The organism is Bacillus cereus group sp. N31, from assembly GCF_016483245.1.
GTDB classification, from domain to species: Bacteria; Bacillota; Bacilli; order Bacillales; family Bacillaceae_G; genus Bacillus_A; species Bacillus_A toyonensis.
In genome coordinates, this window is the sequence record NZ_JAEHCH010000011.1 from 104,630 (window position 1) to 123,750 (window position 19,121).

Sequence of the window (19,121 nt, forward strand, 5' to 3'; positions counted from 1 at the left end):
TTTAGATTGCATGATTTGGAATGCGGTATGCTATATTTTTTTCTTTAATGGTATTTGAACCCTCTGAATAAAGATCTATATCTCGTCAATATTCTCCTGTTTTCTCTTTAAAAACCTACCAAGTAGTTTGCTAATTCGGCTAGCTGCTTTTTTTCTATATAAAATTAAAAATTATCCGTAATAGTAACACTTCTGCACTTTGTACTATAAATTTTCATATATTGTATTATGCTTGTCCAAAACGTGAGATTATTACTTACGTTATCTAAATGAAAGAAAGGAGTGAAAATATGCTCTCATCTAGTCGTAAATTCACGCACTTTAATTGTGGTGCACAAGCTCCTAGTACACTACCTGCCCTTGGTTTTGCTTTCAATGCTACTTCACCTCAATTTGCAACATTATTCACCCCACTACTATTACCTAGTACAGGGCCAAATCCTAATATTACCGTTCCCGTAATAAATGATACAATTAGTATTGGAACTGGTATTAGAATTCAAATAGCTGGTATATATCAAATTAGTTATACACTAACAATTAGCCTTGATAATGTTCCCGTAGCACCGGAAGCAGCACGATTTTTCTTGACACTAAACTCATCAACTAATATTATTGCAGGATCTGGAACCGCAGTCCGTTCTAATATTTTTGGCACTGGTGAAGTTGATGTATCCAGTGGTGTCATTCTCATTAACTTAAACCCTGGTGATTTAATTCAAATTGTACCCGTTGAAGTAATTGGTACTGTAGACATTCGTTCGGCAGCGTTAACGGTTGCACAAATTCGGTAATAAAAACTCAATGTGAGCCGAAATATATTTTTATAGATTCGACACACATTTATATTAAATAAGCATATTTTATTGTATGGTGACTATCTAGTCATACAAATTTAAAGCTCTCATAGGAGCACACTTTAATGTGTGCTTTATTTTTACTTAAAAACTAAAACATTCTCAAATAGTATACATATCAAATAGCGTTTTCAATTATTTACGATAGCGGATGTTAACCTTTTATACAAGCACTCTTTCCTTTTGTTTAATAATATATATTGATATCTCAAAGAAAGGAGAGCAACATAAGTATGGCAAATTATTTTTATAAAGATGCTAAAAAATATTATAAAAAACAATCACATTCGGACGATCAAAAAAATAACTGTTTTATTGCTTTTGTTTAATTACGGAATTTATCATCATTTAATGGAGGAAAGTAAAATTTATAAAAAAGACGACGCTGAATACGTCGTCTTTTTTATAAACAGAATAGTGAATTCTCAAGCTTCCTTTTTTGCATCAAAGCCCATGATCTTTTATTTCATTTTGAGATAAAACTTACACTGCTCTCCATAAGGATAAAGCATAAATCCAGTTTGGATCCCCATTTCCTTGATGATTTTGTACTGCTTCATACACTTTTCCTTCGTATAGGACTCTATCACCCTTTTTATACGCTTTCTTTGCATCCCACTCTCCATATGAAACGCTTTCAGTTTTTGTAGTAATTGTGAATATATCACTTTGTACGGATTCATTTCCAGCTACATCAACAGCTTTTACTACATATTTATAAGTCTTATTAGCGAGTAAATTATTATCCATATAAGAAGTCGTATTAGATGTTGCGATTTTTTTCATTGTTCCTTCTATTTCTCTATAAATATCGTAATGGTCTACACCAACATTATCGTCAGATGGACTCCACATTAGGTCCACACTTGACGCTGTCGTTCCCATACTATGTAATCCTTTTGGTTGTGTTGGTACTTCTGTATCAGGAGCCTCAACTGTTGTTTTTACTGTAAGCGCTGTACTTTCTTTCGATACATTGCCAGCTGCGTCAATTGCTTTTACAGTATAAGAGTATTCTGTACTTGGTTGTAATTTCTTATCAATAAAATGAGTGCCTGGTACGGTGTCAATCATCTCTCCGTTACGGAAGATTTGATACCCTTTTACTCCTACATTATCCGTAGAAGTGTTCCATGTTAGTTCTATACTATTCGCTGTTACTTTTTGTGTCTGAATTCCATTTGGAATACTTGGCGCTTCTGTGTCTGGTTTCACATTATTGATGAGATTTACATCAATTACATTATAGAACGCATTTGCTGTATCAGCTACATCCCATACAGCTAAAATCACATGGTAGCCACTACGATCCGTAGGTACATTGATTTTGTGTGCTACATTATTTGAAGCTGCGGAACCATCATGTTGTACAGTTCCAATTGGCTCAAAGTCTGCTCTTGTTAGTGCTTTATTTGGATTCCAGCCTATTTTAGTAATGTAGTAGTGCCATTTGCTTGTTAAATGTGGCGCTGTAAACTTCCAAGTAAACGTATTTTCTCCGCCAGTGATTGTATTTTTAAACCAACGATCTGCTGTTTGTTGATCCAAAATACCACCAAATTTTCCGCCTGCAGAAGCGATTTGTCCATCAACTGGACCAGCTTGCGGGAATCCTTTTGGTGCTTCTAAGCTTTGTGGTTCATACATAACACTTCCGCAGTTTACATTTAGTGCACCATAAGTTGGACTACATAAAGCGGAACGGCTACCAGGCTTTTCAACAAAACCATGCGCGTAAGCATTTTGAGGAATAAGTGTCGTGCCGATAATTCCTGCTGTTAATGCAACAGCTCCTAGACTTTTTTTGTTCATTTTCATGTTCTGTAGATGTTTTAAAATTCGATTATTCATGTTCATGTCCCCTTCTTGTTATACTTCGTAGTGTAATGTGGGCTTTGATGTAAAAGAATAACACGAGACAATATTGTAGTGATGTATGCGTAAGTTATGCATACACCGTAGTAAAGAAATATTTCATTCCATGTGATATATTTCACTTACTGAATATATCATGACATAGAAATTACCTAAACACGTGCAGAAGTTGTGCAGAAACAGTGAAATTATTACTAACATATAAAACTACATCTTAAAATTATAAAGTAAAAGTGCACAATAGAAATTATAAATCTTGTAAAAAAAAGGCCAGATAAAAGCATTTTGTATAAGCGGACGGATTGCACCAAGTCTTCTCGAAATATTTCTTAATCAACTTGATATGCATAGTAATGTGAGATTAAATTTTTTGAAACACCCTTCCATTTCCATATTCAATATATATCTCTATTGGATACGTGAAATTACTTATGTATTGCGAATAATCCTTAATGTTTCAAAATAGTCTCATAAAACTTGTCATACTCTTCATAGTATTGGATTTTTAATTTTTCTAATAAACTTGTATCTGGTGAAATAATGTCAATTACGTCTGTACTTATATACAGCAAATAAGTATCGTTATAAAAAGAAATATACGCTTGCTGACCACCATTAACGACATACTTGCAATATTTATATACTTCATCTTCATTGACACCTTTAATCGTAGTAAATATGATTGTACTTTCAAGATTATCAACGTCTACTTGCGTTTCTGTCCAATTTTTAATCTTCATGAACCTTCCAATTTTTGTTTTCTCATTTACTCTCTTACTTTTACCATATGTTATATAACCGGAAGTAAATGAAACGTCAATTGTATCGGGGCTTTTAAAAAGTTCAGTCAGTAGTCCTCTTAATTTTCTCAAATTCCCCTCAAATAATTCTATATCGAATCTAATTCTATTTTTTGCCTCCACTTGAAAAAATGGTGTAGCTATCATATCTTCAAAATTCACATTTAATACTTTCATTCTTTCCATATAATTAATTCCTCGCTTCATATAACATAAAAGTGTCTACATCATTTAATATAGACACCCTTTCACATATATAGTTTTAATACCGGCCAGTAAATTTAAAAATTTCATCAACTGCTTGCGTATACCCACCTGATTTTCGGAGAGACTCCTTCAAATTCAAAGCAGCTTCTTTATATGATGGATTACTTAATACTATTTCTACACTTTTACTAAGTTGATTCGCAGTTAATCCTTGCATTTGCAATTTAACTCCTGCTCCGAGACTCTCCACTCGCTTTGCGATTACTGGCTGATCTGCACTTTGCGGAATTACAACGAGTGGAACCCCGTTATATAGCCCTTCATGCATACTGTTCATCCCGCCATGAGTAATAAATAATTTTGTATATGTAAGTAGTTCAGCTTGCGGTACATAGTTTTTCACAATGAAGTTTTTAGGAATATCACCTAAATCACTTATTTTCGTTTTACTACCAATAGACATAACAATTGTATGTTTACTATTTTCGAATGCCTTCATACAAAGTTTATAAAAATTAATTGCTTCATTAAAAACAGTACCTAGTGAAATGTAAATCAGGCTTTGTTCTTCAATTGAAGTATAATCAAAATCTTCATTTTCCCCTTGTGCAGAAATAGATGGACCTACAAATTTAAATGTTTCATTAAACGTATTACCAAAAGGTTGGAACTCCTTAATCGTATACACAATAGTAAGCGGTGCTGGATTACAGAAAACTTCATACGGTGAATTTATTTCAACACCATATTTCCCTGCAATTTCTCTAGTTAAGTTTTGAAAATCATTATGTATTCTATTCTGCACTTCCACTGGGATATTTTTAGAAAGATGGTCTAACATTTGTTTAAATGATTTTTCATCCTGCGCAAAAGATGTACAGGAATTTATGGCCGGAAGATTAAGAATTTGGGCAATTAAATGACCACAGCCAAACATAGAATCGTGGATCATGTAATCAAAATATTCTCCTTCAATTTGCTCTAAAACACTAGGTATTACAATATCTGCTGTATGTAGAAGGCCGTTTATTCTTTCCTGTAAATAATTTCGACCACCGGAAAGAAATGCTTGTATAAATTTTTGATCATCTATTGTTCGTACAGTAGCACCTGTCTTCTCAATACGCTCCCTGAAAGCCTCTATTGAAAAATAAACGACCTCTTCACCGCGAGAAATCAGTTCTTCTACAACTTGTAATGTTGGATTTATATGTCCTTCTGATCCAGCGTTAATGAATAAAATACGTGCCATTCAAAATACTCCTTACATTTTAAAATTTCTATGTTGTAAAGAGTATGGATATTTTCCATACTCTTTACGGTATTTTATGTATCATTTTCCTGCTTAATTGACCTAGCAAGCCTAAAACCGAGATCGTCTATATGAAATGTAGGATGGCTACGACGGCGACAAGTCGCGCCGCAACCTCTAGCTGCTTCAGCCCAACTACCACCACGAAAAATTCGGTACGATCCGTACACTTTTTCATCATACAAGTCATAGCACCATTCCCAAACGTTTCCTAACATATCATAAAGTCCCCATGCATTCGGCTCTTTTTTACCGACGTCATGAATTTGTCCAATTGAATTTTCATTATACCACGCTATTTTCTGAAGTTCCCCATATGTATATCCCGTCGTACCTGCTTTACATGCGTATTGCCACTCTGCCTCAGATGGCAATCGGTAGCCGTCAGATTCTATATTACAACTAACCTTTTTTCCATCATCACTAATAGAATAATACGCTGTTAATCCCGCTTGTTTAGAAAGTAAATTACAAAAAGCAATTGTATCATTCCATGAAATATTTACAATTGGTTTATTACTATCTTTATCATTATTTAATGTAGGATTTGTAATGGCATTATATATTTCCATTGTTACAGCATACTTTGCAAGAAGAAATGGTTTTATTTGAACTTGCCATTCTTTTTTTATTCGATCATCTCTTAATACTACCTCTCCTGCTGGAATTTCCATCATATTAGAATCAATCGAGCGAATGAATGTATTCAATAGTATCCCCCCATATTACTTCTTTTTAAAATCTAACTACTTATCTTATCGTACTTCTTCAAAAACCGTTTCACTTCATTTGGAGATTTTAAAATAATCACTTCTTTTCCTTTACTTAATTGATCTAGTCTATTTAAAATGGCAGGTTTTTTCTTATTCGGATACTCCCATATCCATTTAAAGAATTGTAAATCAAGTCTTTCTTCACATCCGGCACCCATATCCGGTCTTGTTTTATTTCGATATTGTACAATTCTTTTAAAAGCACGATAAACACAAATCGTTCTATGAATATCAAGAAAGATAATTGTATCCGCTGCATTCAGTCTTAAATCCATCGTCCCGCCATAATTCCCATCAATAATCCACTTTTCTTCTTTAATTAAGTTTTTTTGAACTTTTCTTTGTTCTTCTCGAGGAACACCTTCCCAGTTCGCTTTCCAAAACAATGCATCAAGATGATGCACCTTAATATTTAGTTTATTTCCTAACTGCTTTGCTAATGTAGATTTTCCTGAACCACCAGAACCAATTAATATGATTTTTTTCATATTCATACGGTCCTTACTATAGATTCTTCAATATCTTCCTTATTTGCAAAAATCCAGAAGAACATCTCTTCATTCAACTTTAATAAATTTGGTAACTGAACAAAATAAGTAATAAAGATAACTTGAATAGAAAGCATGACATACCAAATGGATTGTAGTTCTTCTCTCGTTAAAATGCTTTGTTTATAATATCCTTCAAAGATTTTGCTGACAATATGTAACCATTTCCCTCTTCCTGTTTCATCACTAAATAGCTCACTTAATATACTTGTACAGCAGTAGCATAAATCGAATACTCTTACATTGCTTTCTAAAAGTTCAAAATCTATAAATCCTTGAAATTCATTGTCATGAAAAATTACATTCGATAAGTGCATATCACGATGAATAATTTGTTTCGGTAGTGGGTGAACCGTTTCCTTGAAAACTGTACGTATTTGATCCATTTTTCGAATGACATTCCGATGGACAGATGCATTCTTTTCTAAAATTGGTAAGGCCCATTCGTATACCACTTTATACAATTCTCTTTTTATTAACTCGTTAGCACTTTTCACTGAATGTAGTGCTTGATGTAAATTAGCTATCTTCTCTCCAATTGTACTTCCTAGCTCTTTTAGTTTTTCTGTATCTTTTATTTCTAATACACTTCCACCAATATATTCGTACAAACAATAATACTTCTCTTTATAAAATACGTACCTTTCATCATTTCTCGTTTTTACTAGTTTTTGTACTTTAACTCCTTTTTCATCAAGCTGTTCTAATACATTTAGTTCAACTAGAAACTGTTTTATCGATCTCATTCCCTTTAAAATATACGCTTTATTATTACAGTAAATCTTCGTTACGTTTGGTTGAACTTCAATAGTTGTGACATCTTCATCTTCAAACCAAAACTTTGCAATTTCTAATATATCCTCCATATACAAATACCCCTTTTAAAATTCACTTATTTCTTCCGTAACATAAATTCACAAAGCATTCCCACTCCAACACCAATTGCATAAGCAACTACATCACTCCACAAAAATCCGTAACCTAAAACGAGTCCCCCTAAAGTCGTTGCACGAATATTATCAATCCAAGGTGCATGGTACAATTGGCTAATTTCAATCCCGTAGCAAAATATTAAACTCATAAAAGCTAATTTCTTCGTTTCTATTTTAGGAAACAAAAATCCGAATCCAACGAAAATCATTAATGCCCATAAAGCATCACCTAAGTAATCATTTAATAAATGAGGTAACGCAAAAGCAAACTTTCTAGAACTAAGACCTAACATAATAACAACTATAGTAAACATTACATATAGTAATTGATTTCGTTTTATATTCATTTCAAAAGCTCCTAATTCATCATGTAAAACTGCAAATAGCTAGTAAAATACAATCATTTTACTAGCTATTTATTACTTGCTTTCATAATAAGAAAATGTGGATTTGTACTTAAATAATGATATGATTTTCTGTCTACTTCTCTCATTTTTTCAATCGGCTTCGGTTCCACTATTTTTTCTAATACAAAATAGTTTGTTGTTTCATTGATTATGTCTTGGAGCGACCTCCTAAAAAAACTAACTTCTATTGTAATATTTGGTTTAACCCAAGTATCTACTAATAATTGTTTTTCAAAATAATCTTCACATGTAAACTTTGTGAAATCCATAAAAGGATGATGAACGGAATATATAAGTTCTCCACCCGGCTTCAATACGCGCTGAAATTCTTGAAATACTTGCGTCCAATTTTCTAAGTAATGAAGAGTTAACGAACTTACAATGATATCATACGTATTATTTTCAAATGGCAATGTTTCTTGCAAATCGTGACAAAGGAACGTTGCTTTTTCTCCCATACTTTCTTTTACGACTTTTACCATTTCAGGACTTATGTCAATTGCTGTAACGTTAGCACCTCTTCCTACGAATTGAGAAGTATACCATCCAGCGGCACATCCAGCATCTAGTATTCTCTTCCCTTCTAGTTCCCTTGGAATAATCTCCATCATCGCAGGTCTTTCATAATAACTATTATATGGATTTGCCAAATCTACATTTTCTTTATATGTACTCGCTAATTTATCATACGTATCTTTGACTGCGTCTTTCATTATATCCACCCCTAATACATATTAATCCATTAACTCTTGCTGCTTTTTCTTTGAAAATGATTGTAGTACTAACTCATACGACCAATCGATCATTTTATTAATTTGCTCCTGTTCTACTCCCTTATGTATATACACTGTATTCCAATGTTTCTTATTCATATGATACCCTGGAATTATTGTGTCTGGATAATCTTCTCTTATTCGTAAAGCGAGCTCTGGATCACATTTTAATGTAATTGCAGCTTTTTCACCTTCTTCATGGTTCACTATCGCAAATATTTTATTATTGAGTCTCATACATGTTGCACTCCAGCCATCTGGAGAATCCTCTGTCGCTTTTCTTTTTGATAAACAATATGCTCTCGTTGCATTCATTTTAAATGGCACCTCTTATTCTTTCACTATTTGATTACGATGCATCACAATTTGCTTCGTCGCTTTAAATTGCTGTTCCCCATAAAAATTTATGAGTTTCTCTCCGCAAAATAGACTAACAATATCAATATGAGATATCTCTTCCAGTAACATTGTAAGCATATTCTCTCCAATGCCTTTATTTCTTACACTTTCATGTACGACAACATCTTCTATGTACGCTCGAAAAACACCATCTGAAACGACTCTAGCAAACCCAATTAACTCATTTTCTTTCCATACCCCAATTGCTATGCTATTCTTTAACATTTTTTCAATATCGATTTCTTTTCTTTCTGGCCACCAACCGACAGAGTCGTAAAGCTTCTTTATTTTCTCTGCACAGATTGGTCGTTCATGTTGTAATTTATACGTGTACATATTCTTTCTCCCATCAACTAGTATACATAATATTATTATAATCTCTTTTCTAAAAAGTGTTGACTATACCCTTTCGGATGATCTTCAACGACACCATATTCTCGGTAGCCGTGCTTTTTATAAAATTCCGGTGCTTGGAAACTAAATGAATCTAGTAATATGAGTCTACATCCTTTTTCCTTCGCAATGTCTTCGATTTTATGTATCAGTTGACTTCCATAACCATCATGACGAACGGATTCATCAACCCATAAAAAATCGATATGAAGATGATAAAAATACATCGTTCCTGTTACGCCGCCAAAGATTTTCCCTTCCTCATCTTTCACTACAAGGCTTACTTGTTCCATCGGCTGCTTTACTTCATCTGTTAAGATGGACATATTATATTGAATGACTTTATTTCTGATGTATTCTCCTTCATTACGAGTACCATTCTCTATGTGTTTCATATATATTTCTTCCTTTCAACTTAGTAAATTGCATCTAATTTTTATTTCGCCTTTTTAAAATACTAATGAATACAAATCCACCATGTGTAACAAAACATGAAAAACCAATTATCCCAGGTACAGAGACATAGCCTGTTCGTACATAACTTATAGCTGCAAAGCTAGTAATTAACATTAAAATAGATGGCCAAAATATTAGAGCCGTTTTTCTTCGTCTCTGTTTCGATGTACGTTCTTTCTCTTCAGAAACACGTGTACCAAATAGCAATACAATACAAATAAGAATCGCTGCAAAGTAAATGGTATCTAATGACAAATTGTGATCATATAGTGCGATTCCAACTTCAAGAGCAATAATCGTTACAATTAAAATAATAATTGTTGAAGTCTTTAAGTTTCGTTTCAATCGCTCACTCCTAGCATGCTTTCACTATATGCTTTGTAAATGTATTTCAAAGCTGTTGCAATAGTTTCATCAACCTCTATATTATGAACTCGCTCGGGTAAATCTTTTCCCCCAATTACATAAAGAAACGGGAATTCGTTAAACATTCCCATTATACCAATATTTATTGTAGCTGTGGGCAATCCACCTGTCATATGAGCTAAATGAAAATACGGTATACTTTCATAGTCCCCTTGTTGTCTTACCATTCCATTGATAATTGGTTCCCATACTGCTGGTTCTACTTTATAGCCTTGAAAAATATGTACTAAAAGCGAAAGAACTTGATTTAATTCTCCAACATTTTTCTCATCTCTAGCATTCTCTTGTATATAAATTTTTGAAAAATACGTTTGGACATTTATTTTCACAGCATCCCATCCACCGCAGTGCTTTACAACCGAGTGAGCAATATAACTGTCGTGACAAGCTATCATCACTTCTACTGCTTTACTAAGTGTTAAAGTACTTCTTCCTTGTAGATGCGGATATAACTGTGCACTATCTTCATGTGGATGAAATTTAATGTGATGAAGTATATCATTCCAATTACGTTTATTTTCCTTCACCATTTGTGCTGCTACAAATCCAATTACTACTTTTGCTGCCGATGCTAATGGAATATATAATTCACTATTATATGAAGTAATTATACATTCGTTTTTTGTAGAATAAATAGCTACTCCTACATGACCAACTTGTATCTCTTTCATTTTTTGAATGACAGTTTCCATTTCCATTCCTCTTTTCACATCGTTATATCACCTTCTAATAATTCAATATGGAATATAAAAAACCTTTTTTGACAGGTTATTTTTGTAATGACAATTAGAAAAAGGTAGCATGAATTACTCCTTGCTACCTAAAACATTCATTTTCACGAAAAACTTCTAATCTTCTATAGGATTTTCAGGCCCGTTAAGCTCCAATTGATAAAAGGCTAAATCTAGCCATCTATTAAACTTATAACCAGCTTTTTGTATTGTTCCGGCATGAACAAATCCATAATTTTGATGCAAGGCTATACTTTTCTCGTTTTCCGCATCGATTCCAGCAATTAAGGTCATATATTCTCTTTCTTTTGCGGTTGCGATTAATTTTTCCATCAAAGAGGATCCAATGCCATTTTTTCTATATTCCTTATCAACATACACAGAATGTTCAATTGAATATTTGTAAGCAGGCCACGCTCTAAATGGGCCGAATGTCGCAAATCCCACTACTTTATTATCTAGTTCATATACGAAAATTGGATAGCCATCAGCTTTTTTTTGTTCAAACCATTCTATTCTATTTTCAAGGGTTACAGGTTTATACGCATATACAGCTGTTGTATAAAGTATCGCATCATTATAAATGTCTAAAATATATGCTACATCTCTTTTCGTTGCTTCCCTGATCATTGTTTTCTTCCTTCCCTAATGCTTATCTTCTTTCACTATATTTTTAACAATTTTATTTTACCGAAATTTCTGTTTTATTCCCACATACGAATACTTGATTTTCGGAAACCATCAAATATATTAATCGCAGCGGACAACGTATAAATGATAATTCCACCGCCAACTAACCACGTTTTAAATCCTTCTGGGGAAATAGTAAACACATTTGCCAAATACGTAATAAATCCTTCATTAAATATATGTGGATTTACTACAATTACAATGAATACTATCGTTCCGACTACTTGAAGAATACCATTTCCGATTGCCAATCTTTTCGTCCATTGTCCTTGTACTAACTTATAAAGAGATATAGCTACTTCAAAAACGATCATAACCAAAATAATTGGCCAATATTGAAGTAAAACATCTTGATTAAACGTTGGCGCGATAAACTTCAGTCCGTTTTCCGTACCATTATATACGCCTACAAGATGGTTTGCATAAAAGTAAAGGGTAGCCCATATTGCTGTCCACATTAAACCTCCAAAAACTTCAAACTTTGAGATTGCCTTTTTCTTCGGGATATACGAGATATTTTTCAAATCATCTGGCGTCCATTTTTTTAAACTTGTTGTTAATGGGTGTGGATCCTTTTCTTTATCAGTTCTTTCTAAAACAGCAAAAACAAGTGTCAACCAGAAAAACACATGGAGGCCTACTTCAACAATTTCCCCAATGCCTTTACCTATCAATTTTAAAATAACATCTAATACTGCTTGATCACCAGTATAGCCTATAAAATTTTCTGCAACCATTGCAATGAGTGCGATAACAGCTGCAATTGGTATAATCATTTTTAATAACGTCGTATATACATCAAAATAACGTGGTCCAATTAAATGCATCGGTCTATCCAAATACCCATTAGCCAATGAAACTGGACTTCCCAATTTTTCGAGAACGCTCTTCACATCATCCTCATTATAATCGTCTGGTAACATATCCTCTATTGTCGACCGTAGCTCAAGCGTAATATCTTCACGATTTTTTTCAGGTAATCTCTTCGCCACTTCTTGGACGTACATATCAATCAAACTCATTCTCGTCCTCCTCCTTTAATAGGTTATAAAGTTCTTTCGAATCCTTTATCCACTCCTGTTTCAATTGTAAAAATATCTCTAGTCCATATTCACTTAAAACATAATACTTACGAGGTCTACTCTCCGTTTTATCCCAACTACTCGTAACTAGTTTCTGCTTTTCTAATCGACGAAGTAGTGGATATAAAGTACTTTGATCAATTGTAATCCCTGATTGCTCCAATAATTGGACAAGTGAATATCCATACTGCGGCGTTCTTAATTGGCTTAAAACCGCTAATGTCAATGTCCCTCTTCTTAACTCAGTAATTAATGAATTTAATAAAGTATCCATTCACCCACCTCATTTTTATTACTATATGTCATACAGTATGTGTTTTATACTATGTATCGTACAGTATTCGTGTGACAAAAACAATCATCATTTACCAAAAAACGGATAAAAAAAGCACAAACTATACGATTTGTGCTTTTCTAGCTAACTTATATATTTATAACACGCTTAACTTTGTACCTCTGGTAATATAAACTCTCCTTTTTCTTTAGGAAATGGGATAACCCCTACAATCGACTCAACATTGATTACTCCATATACATGCGGGTATTCTTGACCATTTGAAGCAAGTTCATATTTTATTTCTGCTTTTACCAAGGATGGATTTATTGTAAGTAATAAAACCTCTTCTTCATGAAAGAAATGTTTTTCTGCAACCTTTAAAGCTTGTTCAAATAATGAACAATGAATAAACCCCTCTTTTATAAGTGACTCTTCATGAATTTCTCCAGTTGTTTTTGCGATTTCCCATTTTCTTTTTGTTATTACTTTTGTAATCATAGCTTTTCCCCTTTTTTAATATATGTAATGATATAATAACACTAAAATTTCCAACAAATGATTAGTTGATTGGAGAATCTCAATGGATAAAAAATTAGAAGAGATCATTGTAAAATCATTTTTTACTAAGCGCCTTCAAAATAGAGTACTATTTGAGCTTTCTTCTTCAAAAAAACGTAAAGATGCGATCGGTCGACTTTGCCATAATTACAGAATTACGTTACGTGAAGAATATATGATTGAAATTCCTAAGCCTAATTCTTGTCCAATTGATATAGGAGATCTGTTAAAAAAACATGGGGCTGTTGATTCTTGTTACGCCATATCATGGGACACAAAAATCGATGGAAAAACACTCCCTTTGCTGGACGCATTAGAGGCTGCTGTTGGAATGGGAATGCCTTCTATTCTATACTCAATTACAAATCAAGTTGCGTATTTTGAAGCAGAACAAGAAACACTTCCATCACCAAGATTTATACTTAAACGCACATATTAATGCATATAACTCCATTGCACTTTTTTTACTTTATTATATTATTTAAATAACCGCTCAGGTCGTTAATTCATCTAGCTTTTAAATATAAAAAAGAGGATTTTCATACCCTACTAGAAAATCCTCTTTTTACATTTATTTTAATCCTTTAATTAAAGGCGACGCTTCACCGCTATGGAAAATCCATAAATCATGCAGTGATCTCGTACATGCGACATACAGTAACTTCGCATCATGCTTTGTATTTTTATAATGTTCTTCATCAACATCCATTAGAATTACAGCGTCAAATTCTAAACCTTTCGCTAAATATACAGGTACTACTGAAATACCACCTTCATATTTACTTTGATTTGCTTCAATGACATTTACCGTCAATCCTGCATTCGTTAATTTCTCATACATATCGTGGCATTCATCATCTGTTCTACCTATTACCGCAATTGTTTTCACATCTTCATTTTGCAAATGCTTTATTGTCTTCAAAACTTCAGTGAATTGATCTTCTGCATGGATTACTTTTACGTCTTCACCGCTACGGAAAACTGGTGTTGCGAGCCCCACTGGTATTTCTGCATTTTTAATAATTTCATTTGCGAATTCAATAATTTCTTTTGTAGAACGATAACTTCTAGTCAATTCAAAATAACCTGTTTCTTGGAATACTTCCTTAAATGCGTTCCAATCTTCAATTCCTTGGTAATCATAAATCGCTTGCGATAAATCACCTAATATAGTGAAAGAATTACCTAGTGTAATTTCTTTTAATACATACACTTGAAATGGCGAAAAATCTTGCGCTTCATCAATAACGACATGATGAAACTTCTGACCGATTTCAATACCTGTTATGCGATGATGGATGTAAATTAAGGCAGGTAAATCTTCTACATACACTTCTTTTTTACGACAACTCTTTTCTGTTTCTTTAACAAGTTCTTCAGGTAAAACTTCGAGTATTTCTTTACTTTTCAATATTGAACTATACAGTGAAAGAGCACTCATTTTTGGCCAAAACTTCATATATGTGTTCAATCTCTTAGTCGCTTCTTTTTTGAGCAATTTTTTCTCGTTCGTTTCCCCAAACTTTTTAAGTTCAATTTCAATCCAGCGCTTCATGCGGCCTACTAAACGTTCTCTTCTTTTCTTTAGTGGATAATGTTTATATTCAACTTGCATCCATTTTTTAATGTCTTCCACTGGAATAATCGCTTTATCCCACGCCTCAAAATCGTTTGTCGGAACTAAGTCATTTTCAAATTGAATCATTCTCTCTTCAATAAACGCCTTAAATTCCAGTGTACCCTTTAATTTACCGAGCATTACCTTACTTTCATCACGATTAATTGAAAATGCTTCTTTCAATTTCTCTTCTGTTTGCTTTAGTTTCACTGAATCATCTAACGTACGCAATGCCCAATCTGGAAACGTTGTTTGACTAATATTCCCTACCCCTAATTCAGGCAGTACACTCGAAATATAATCTAAAAACAAGCTGTTCGGAGCAAATACAATCATTCTTTCTGCCTCTAACTGTTCACGGTATTCATAAATTAAAAAAGCAAGGCGATGTAAAGCGATTGTTGTCTTTCCGCTCCCTGCAACCCCTTGAATAAGTAATGGTAAATTTCTTTCCGCTCGAATAATATCATTTTGTTCCGATTGAATCGTTGAAACAATATCCTTTAGTTTATTATCTTTATTCTCACCTAATCGATATAGAAGAAAATCATCGGCATGCGATACATCTTCATTTCCTTTCACATATGTATCAACAACACGTTCAAGTTCTCTTTTACGAATGGAAATGTTTCGTTTTAAATACACATCACCTTCAACTAGCCCATCTGGTGATTGATAAAACGCTAGTTCTTCTCCACCGGTAAATGAATAAAACATACTTGCGACAGGCGCTCGCCAATCGATAACAATTGGTTTCATCGTGTCCTTATCTGAAACACCTACTTTACCGATATAAATCGGCATAACTTGTTCTTTTCCATCCTCTTGAAAGTCTAGTCTTCCAAAATACGGCTCTTCCACACCGATACGTAAGTTCTGTCTATTTGACTCCCTCATGCTTTCAAGAATTTGCTCTTTAAAATCTTCTCCATAATAAACCGGGATTTTTTCAAGCTGTTCTAATTGATCATCCATCGTATGTAAAGTATCCCTCATTTTTTGTAACTCATCTTCAAATATGTTGCTCATTTCGACGATTCCCTCCTGTCCGTTCTAATTTTTCAGTCGAAATATAATTGTATTAAAAATCCATTCGCAAAGTCAATAGTTCTAGTGAGAATTTTCTAAAATATAAAAGAGTAACTATTAATCCCTACTCTGCTTTGCTTTAATTCGATATAACATATTTAAAACATTCTTTATTAATTTGAGAAGTTCAATTAAAAGAAACAATAAAAAGCAGATAATGAAATATTTCATTATCTGCTTTCCAATTTTATATAGTTACTTCTATTATACTTTTTGATATAAAAGCCAATCCCCAGAATTAATCACTTTCTTTAACATCTTTTTATCCTGAGCAATATACACATACGCATGTATTTCCGTATCAGCAACATACACTGTTTGCGTTATTCGGTCATATAAATCAGTCTCTGCATTACCTGTATATTCTTCTAGTTCATCTAACTTATGCAAAACATCATCATTTACTTCATAAACTTCCCCATATACCTTTACTTCATCAGAACAAATCATGGCCGGATATCCTTCGTTTGTATCAAATAATTCCCCATACGTCCATGCTCCGTCTGCGATGCATGTTGCACCTTGCATATAATGAGCATTCGTTTGCCCTCTTCTTAACGTGCCATAAACGAAAACATGATACATAAATCCCTATCCCCTTTGTATGTCTCTACTTTCTTATTTGTAAATAAGCACGGATCATAAAGTAACTCACTTCATTTGGAAGCTGTTCTTTAATAGATTTCAAACCACCTTCTGCATTTTGTACAGCAGTTTCTATAAGAGATTCATACTCTTTTGGTACAAAACTTTGCCAATCTACTTCCATCCCATCCTCAAAAGAGCGAATTAAATGGTTTTCAATTGTTTGTCTTGATAGATCACGTTCTTTTGCAATCTCATTTAGGTCAATTCCTTGTTTATACATTTCATACGTTTCCAAATGAGAATTCGCTGAAGCTTTTCCTGATTTTTTACGCTCAGAAACAACTTCTGTCTTAATTGTTTCTGCATAGTTTGGATTTTCATCAATAAAATGCTGAACTGCTTGTAAGAAGTGCGAGCCATACTTCACAAGTTTGTGTTCTCCAATACCTTTTACTGTTAACAGTTCGGAATCATTTCGCGGCATTTTTGCACACATATCTTTTAATGTTTGGTCAGAGAAAATAACGAACGGAGGTACACCTTCTCCTTGTGCGATTTCTTTACGTACTTCACGCAACACTTCAAATAAAGGATGATCTTGGACGATTTGTCTCGTCTCTACTCGTTCTTTTCGTAGAACATTCTCATTACCAAGTAATACTTCTTTCCCTTTTCCGGTTACTTTTAATGTCGGATACGTACCATGTTCAACTGCAATTAACTCATCTGAAATTAAAAACTCTATAAAGTCACTCACTTCTTTTACACTACGGTTTGATAAAAGGCCATACGTTGGTAAAGTATGAAAATTAAATTCAATAACTTTCTTATTTTTCGATCCAGTTAATACTTGTGCAATCATTTGTTTTCCAAATCGTTGGTTCGTTCTAATCATACAGGATAAAACCATTTGTGATTCTCTCGTCACATCGATGCTCTCACGGTCGTCCGTACAATTACCGCAGCGTCCACAATCTTCTTTCGGTTCTTCTCCAAAGTATTGCAAAATGAATGATTGTAAACATTGTTCTGTATGACAGTAATCAGTCATATTTTGCAATTTTTCAAGTTCATTCGAAAAACGTGATTCTCCTGTTGATTGATCAATTAAAAAGCGTTGTACTTGCACATCTTGAGAAGAATATAACAAAATACATTCACTATCTAATCCGTCACGACCAGCACGTCCTGCTTCTTGATAGTAACTTTCCATATTTTTTGGCAACTGATAATGAATAACGTAACGAATATTCGATTTATCAATACCCATTCCGAATGCAGATGTCGCTATCATTACACTTACTTCATCTCGTAAAAAGATTTCTTGTTGCTCATTTCGATCATGATCACTCATACCAGCGTGATATTTTGATACCGAAACTCCCGCTTTCATTAAATCTTCATACAACTGATCAACTACTTTTCTAGTAGCTGCATATATAATCCCTGATTCCTTTTGATTTTGACGAATATAATCCGCTAAATAAGCATTACGATCCTGTCCTTTAATGACAGAAAATGATAAGTTCTCACGCTCAAAAGTTGTCATAATTGTATTTTCTTGATTAATTTCAAGCGTTTTGCAAATATCATCACGTACTTGCGGAGTTGCTGTCGCTGTTAACGCTAATACGAGCGGTTTTTCTGGGAGATAATCTAGTATACGATGTATATGTAAATAACTTGGACGGAAATCATGTCCCCACTGCGAAATACAGTGCGCCTCATCAATCGCAATCATCGGGATTTTCATATCGATAAGTTGATCAACAAACTCCATTGAATCAAGACGCTCAGGAGCGACATAAAGTAACTTATAATGCCCTTGTTTCGCTAATTGAATTCTATGATTAGCTTCTGTCATTGAAATAGAACTATTAATATACGTAGCGGATATACCGTTTTGTATTAGTGTATCTACTTGGTCTTTCATAAGTGAAATCAAAGGTGATATTACTAACGTCGTTCCTTCGAATACTAATGCGGGAATTTGATAACAAATTGACTTACCTCCGCCCGTAGGCATAATGCAGACTGTATCTTTCCCCTCTAATACATTTTTAATTGTTTCATCTTGCCCTCTTCGGAATGACGAATAACCGAAATAAGACGCTAAAAGTTCTTGTGCTTTTGTAAACAAAAAAGATTCACCTGCTTTTCTTTATCTTTCATCTACTTCTATTATATCATCACTTATGCGACTTGAAAGCGATGAATAAATGCTTATTGTTTTTTCATTATTCTATATTTCTCCTCGTATTTAATATTAATTAGCATCGGTGTTTTGTATGTTTCACAACATTTAAAACATACATCCATTACACATGAAG

22 protein-coding genes and 1 pseudogene are annotated in these 19,121 nt (G+C 33.6%); 3 read left to right on the forward strand and 20 right to left on the reverse strand.

Annotated elements, in window-relative coordinates; translation table 11 throughout:
- Positions 1-290: 290 nt before the first annotated feature.
- Entirely contained in the window at positions 291-794 is a 504-nt protein-coding gene (gene exsF / locus JDS81_RS15605) for an exosporium protein ExsF (protein ID WP_000953228.1), read from the forward strand.
- Between the two features lie 296 nt (positions 795-1,090).
- Positions 1,091-1,174: pseudogene (locus tag JDS81_RS15610) on the forward strand (exosporium protein D); the annotation flags it as partial.
- A 166-nt stretch (positions 1,175-1,340) separates the two neighbouring features.
- Here JDS81_RS15610 and JDS81_RS15615 read toward each other — a convergent pair.
- The 17 genes from JDS81_RS15615 to JDS81_RS15695 form a co-directional block, all read right to left on the reverse strand.
- Entirely contained in the window at positions 1,341-2,708 is a 1,368-nt protein-coding gene (locus JDS81_RS15615; protein WP_097952500.1) for a lytic polysaccharide monooxygenase, read from the reverse strand.
- Positions 2,709-3,181: 473 nt separating this feature from the next.
- The gene (locus tag JDS81_RS15620; protein WP_097952498.1) at positions 3,182-3,718 is read right to left on the reverse strand and encodes a phosphatase; all 537 of its coding nucleotides are present in this window, start codon (positions 3,716-3,718) and stop codon (positions 3,182-3,184) included.
- A 76-nt stretch (positions 3,719-3,794) separates the two neighbouring features.
- A complete protein-coding gene (locus JDS81_RS15625; RefSeq protein ID WP_097952496.1) occupies positions 3,795-4,991 on the reverse strand; it encodes a macrolide family glycosyltransferase in 1,197 nt (398 codons plus the stop codon).
- A gap of 74 nt (positions 4,992-5,065) precedes the next feature.
- Complete coding sequence (locus JDS81_RS15630; protein WP_106080550.1) at positions 5,066-5,761, reverse strand: formylglycine-generating enzyme family protein; 696 nt, start codon at positions 5,759-5,761, stop codon at positions 5,066-5,068.
- A gap of 32 nt (positions 5,762-5,793) precedes the next feature.
- Positions 5,794-6,312: a DNA topology modulation protein gene (locus tag JDS81_RS15635; protein ID WP_097952845.1), complete on the reverse strand. Its 519-nt coding sequence runs from the start codon at positions 6,310-6,312 to the stop codon at positions 5,794-5,796.
- A 2-nt stretch (positions 6,313-6,314) separates the two neighbouring features.
- Positions 6,315-7,238 carry a phosphotransferase enzyme family protein gene (locus JDS81_RS15640; protein ID WP_097952494.1) on the reverse strand — a complete coding sequence of 308 codons (924 nt, stop codon included), beginning with the start codon at positions 7,236-7,238 and terminating at the stop codon, positions 6,315-6,317.
- Between the two features lie 26 nt (positions 7,239-7,264).
- Positions 7,265-7,651, reverse strand: a complete 387-nt coding sequence (locus JDS81_RS15645) for a ribosomal maturation YjgA family protein (RefSeq protein WP_097952492.1) — start codon at positions 7,649-7,651, stop codon at positions 7,265-7,267.
- 65 nt (positions 7,652-7,716) lie between these two features.
- Complete coding sequence (locus tag JDS81_RS15650; protein WP_097952490.1) at positions 7,717-8,424, reverse strand: class I SAM-dependent methyltransferase; 708 nt, start codon at positions 8,422-8,424, stop codon at positions 7,717-7,719.
- Between the two features lie 21 nt (positions 8,425-8,445).
- Complete coding sequence (locus tag JDS81_RS15655) at positions 8,446-8,799, reverse strand: MmcQ/YjbR family DNA-binding protein (RefSeq protein WP_000994617.1); 354 nt, start codon at positions 8,797-8,799, stop codon at positions 8,446-8,448.
- Between the two features lie 15 nt (positions 8,800-8,814).
- Positions 8,815-9,219: a GNAT family N-acetyltransferase gene (locus tag JDS81_RS15660; protein ID WP_097952488.1), complete on the reverse strand. Its 405-nt coding sequence runs from the start codon at positions 9,217-9,219 to the stop codon at positions 8,815-8,817.
- Between the two features lie 35 nt (positions 9,220-9,254).
- On the reverse strand, positions 9,255-9,671 hold the full coding sequence (locus JDS81_RS15665; RefSeq protein WP_000680421.1) for a GNAT family N-acetyltransferase: 417 nt from the start codon (positions 9,669-9,671) through the stop codon (positions 9,255-9,257).
- Between the two features lie 34 nt (positions 9,672-9,705).
- A complete protein-coding gene (locus JDS81_RS15670) occupies positions 9,706-10,077 on the reverse strand; it encodes a hypothetical protein (protein ID WP_097952485.1) in 372 nt (123 codons plus the stop codon).
- A complete protein-coding gene (locus JDS81_RS15675; protein WP_097952483.1) occupies positions 10,074-10,850 on the reverse strand; it encodes a serine hydrolase in 777 nt (258 codons plus the stop codon). The genes JDS81_RS15670 and JDS81_RS15675 overlap by 4 nt, the downstream gene beginning before the upstream one ends.
- A 156-nt stretch (positions 10,851-11,006) precedes the next feature.
- Positions 11,007-11,519 carry a GNAT family N-acetyltransferase gene (locus tag JDS81_RS15680; protein WP_097952481.1) on the reverse strand — a complete coding sequence of 171 codons (513 nt, stop codon included), beginning with the start codon at positions 11,517-11,519 and terminating at the stop codon, positions 11,007-11,009.
- Between the two features lie 74 nt (positions 11,520-11,593).
- On the reverse strand, positions 11,594-12,601 hold the full coding sequence (locus JDS81_RS15685; RefSeq protein ID WP_097952479.1) for an HAAS signaling domain-containing protein: 1,008 nt from the start codon (positions 12,599-12,601) through the stop codon (positions 11,594-11,596).
- On the reverse strand, positions 12,588-12,935 hold the full coding sequence (locus JDS81_RS15690; RefSeq protein WP_097952477.1) for a PadR family transcriptional regulator: 348 nt from the start codon (positions 12,933-12,935) through the stop codon (positions 12,588-12,590). Before JDS81_RS15690 ends, JDS81_RS15685 begins: the two co-directional genes overlap by 14 nt.
- A gap of 168 nt (positions 12,936-13,103) precedes the next feature.
- The gene (locus JDS81_RS15695; protein WP_000629055.1) at positions 13,104-13,436 is read right to left on the reverse strand and encodes a DUF952 domain-containing protein; all 333 of its coding nucleotides are present in this window, start codon (positions 13,434-13,436) and stop codon (positions 13,104-13,106) included.
- Positions 13,437-13,518: 82 nt separating this feature from the next.
- Here JDS81_RS15695 and JDS81_RS15700 point away from each other — a divergent pair, with 82 nt between their 5' ends.
- Entirely contained in the window at positions 13,519-13,935 is a 417-nt protein-coding gene (locus JDS81_RS15700) for a hypothetical protein (RefSeq protein WP_097952473.1), read from the forward strand.
- 132 nt (positions 13,936-14,067) lie between these two features.
- Here JDS81_RS15700 and JDS81_RS15705 read toward each other — a convergent pair whose 3' ends face one another.
- From JDS81_RS15705 to recQ, 3 genes are all read right to left on the reverse strand, one after another.
- Positions 14,068-16,143: a HelD family protein gene (locus JDS81_RS15705; RefSeq protein WP_000065188.1), complete on the reverse strand. Its 2,076-nt coding sequence runs from the start codon at positions 16,141-16,143 to the stop codon at positions 14,068-14,070.
- A 264-nt stretch (positions 16,144-16,407) separates the two neighbouring features.
- Positions 16,408-16,788: a gamma-glutamylcyclotransferase family protein gene (locus JDS81_RS15710; protein WP_000274910.1), complete on the reverse strand. Its 381-nt coding sequence runs from the start codon at positions 16,786-16,788 to the stop codon at positions 16,408-16,410.
- Positions 16,789-16,813: 25 nt separating this feature from the next.
- Positions 16,814-18,931 (reverse strand): DNA helicase RecQ, encoded by a 2,118-nt coding sequence (recQ, locus tag JDS81_RS15715; protein ID WP_097952471.1) that lies wholly within the window; start codon positions 18,929-18,931, stop codon positions 16,814-16,816.
- Positions 18,932-19,121: the final 190 nt, after the last annotated feature.